Raw genomic sequence first — 2,788 nt, 5'->3', positions numbered from 1 at the left:
GTCGCTTGAAACACTCGCCCGCGTCACCGACAATCCCACCGTCCGCTTGCCCGCCGTGGCCGCCTGATCAAGCCCGGACCTCTCCAAGGGGCGACGCTCTTACACCACCCTGCGGGGCACAATCGAAATCCGCCTTCCCGTTGGGCGAGGCGCGATCCGTTCGCGCAATTGCCCCGCGGCGTTCGCGGGATTGTGGCAGAAAACGAACGAATTGGCATCACGATTTGGCCCAACTCCTTCGCTATCGGGAAGGGATGACTGCCGATGTCCCATGCACAAGGTGCGGGGGCGCGGCATGGGGGTTCGTTGCATGTCCTTGGTTGCGCAGAACTTGGAAGACGTCGGGCCAGAGACCTTTGCCGACGAATTGAAGCCGGGGACGAAGCTCCTTCTCGGCCAGTTCACCATCGACTCCTTCCTGAATGCCGGGGGCTTCGGAATCACCTATCTTGCAAGGGATTCGCTCGACCGGCGCATCCTGATCAAGGAATGCTTCCCCTCCTCTTTCTGCCGCCGCAGCGGTCAGGCCGTCGGACCGCGGACCCGCCAGCGCGAGGAAGAGTTCCGGTCGATCGTCAGGCTTTTCCTGCAGGAGGCATATACCCTGTCCCGGCTTGAACATCCGAACATCGTCCGGGTGCATCAGGTCTTCGAGGACAACGATACCGCCTATATGGCGATGGACTATGTCGATGGCCCCGACCTTCTGGAAACGGTAGAGGGCACAGCGCCGGCCCTGAAGCCGCAGCAGATCATGGCGATCCTCGACCAGATCCTCGATGCGCTGGCCTACGTTCACGCGCAGGGGGTGCTGCATCGGGACATCTCGCCCGACAACATCCTGCTTGACCGTGCGACCGGCAGGCCCGTGCTGATCGACTTCGGCGCCTCGCGCAAGGACGTGACGCGGAAAAGTCGCGCGCTGTCGGGGCTGCGTGTGGTCAAGGACGGCTATTCGCCTCAGGAATTCTACATCGCCGGCAGCATCCAGGCACCGTGCAGCGATCTTTACGCGCTGGCGGCAAGCTTCTGCCATCTGGTCTCGGGAGAGACGCCGATGACCTCGCAGGACCGGCTGTCGTCGATCGCGAACCGTCAGGGTGACCCCCAGGTTCCTCTTGCCGGCCGGATCAACGGCTATCCGACTGCCTTCCTGAAGGCCCTGGACAAGGCGATGTCAATCTTTCCCCGCGACCGGTTCCAGTCGGTGGCGGAATGGCAGTCGATGCTGCGGGCCGGCACGACGCCACGTCCGGCCTTGCTGCCCAAGGGCGAGCAACAGGGTGCCGCCGTGCGCCCGACCATGACGGCGGCGGAGGTGGCGCAGTCCGGCCCGGCCATGGTTGCCCTTGCGCCGGCCTGCCCGGCGGCACCGTCCGATGTCCCCGCCGTGCCGGTTGCGCCTTTGGCGACGGCCCGCCCCGTGCGGCTTCGTGCCGCGCGTGATCCGCTGCTGTCTTCGGCGGCGGCCGTTCTGCTGGTTGCCGGGGTGCTGTCGGCGACCAGTGAGATCACGCAGCATGTCTGGCCCGGTTCGGTGATTCAGACCGCCGTGGCGGCACCCTTCGTCGCGCCTGACGAGGCTGCGAGACGTGGCCTGGTCCGCGGGTTGCGCATGCCCTTCCAGGTCGATCCTGCCGATCCCGGACGCATTGTCGCGCGGCTGCCGTGGTCGCCGGAATGGGCCGAACCCGGCCTGCGCATCGTGGAAGTGAACGGTGTTCCGGTGCAGGGCGGTTCCGACATCGCGGCGATGATGTCGGCAGGTGCCGATCTGTCGAAAGTCGCCGATTGGAATGTTATCCTCGGCTATGTTGCTGCGCCGGGTGGCGATGTCGTCAGAAAGATCCTGACCCTGCCCGTGGTCGATCGGCTGGACCTTCCAAACGGTCTTTCCTTCGAGATGACCATGACCCCGACTGGCATTCAGACGGTCGTCGCCGCCGTGGCGGCTGGGGCGGCCACGGATCTCGCGGTGGGTGACGTGCTGCTGGTCTATGATGCGACCGGCGAAATTCTGGGCACCGCAACGGCGCTGGCCGACATACTTTCCCGCGAAGCAGGAAGAGACAGTACAACACACGGCTTTGCAATCCAGCGTAAAGGGCAGATGGCGACCGGGTCGTTCCAGCTGCCGGGGCTGGGCTGAATGGCCTTGAAGCAGATCCAACAGGACGTGGAGAGACAGACGTGAAGTTCCTTCGCTCATTCTTCGGCAAGACTGCGGCAGAGCCGGTCAAGCAGGTGGCTCCGGCCGGATCCGGGCCCGATCCGGTCATGACGGCCCTGGCCGAGCTTGAGGTGAAGCGGCTGCGCGAGGCTCTTGCCGCCGCTACCCCGACACCACCCGCGTCGCAGCCCGAGGCTGAAACGTCCGAACCGCCCGCAGCGCGCCCTAGCCGTGTAGTAAAGGCCAAGGTGCCGCTGCCCGAAGGTGTGTCGGGGCCGGCGGTCAATATCTGGGATATCGAGGACGGGGATCCGCACCCCGCTCCGGCATCGCTTGCCGCGGCAGAACCGGAACGTCGGCGCCCCACCCGTAGCAAGACGCGCATCCTGGGATTCGATGTCCAGCCAGTGGCGGCGGTCGTCCCTCTGTTCGATGATGCCGAGAAACCGGCGATCGCTGCCGTGCCGGCAGCGCCGGGGCAGGGGCATGTGATGTTTCCGACGGGCTGGCTGGTTGTGAAGTCTGGTCCTGGTCGTGGTGCGGCGTTTGCGCTTTCGCAGGGGGTTTCGCAGATTGGTCGTGGCACTGACCAGACGGTTGCGCTGGATTTCGGGGACA

General features: G+C 65.2%; 1 protein-coding gene and 1 pseudogene. Both read left to right on the top strand.

Going from position 1 to position 2,788, the window contains the following annotated elements; translation table 11 throughout:
• The first annotated feature begins 310 nt into the window (after positions 1–310).
• Positions 311–2,149 (top strand): serine/threonine protein kinase, encoded by a 1,839-nt coding sequence (locus EYB42_RS17150; protein WP_167851061.1) that lies wholly within the window; start codon positions 311–313, stop codon positions 2,147–2,149.
• A 41-nt stretch (positions 2,150–2,190) separates the two neighbouring features.
• A pseudogene (locus tag EYB42_RS17145) lies at positions 2,191–2,788 on the top strand (hypothetical protein); the annotation flags it as partial.

This window comes from Tabrizicola caldifontis, assembly GCF_004762095.1.
GTDB lineage: Bacteria > Pseudomonadota > Alphaproteobacteria > Rhodobacterales > Rhodobacteraceae > Tabrizicola > Tabrizicola caldifontis.
The sequence above is the reverse complement of the archived record's forward strand: the minus strand, read 5'-3'. Positions and strand labels throughout refer to the sequence as shown.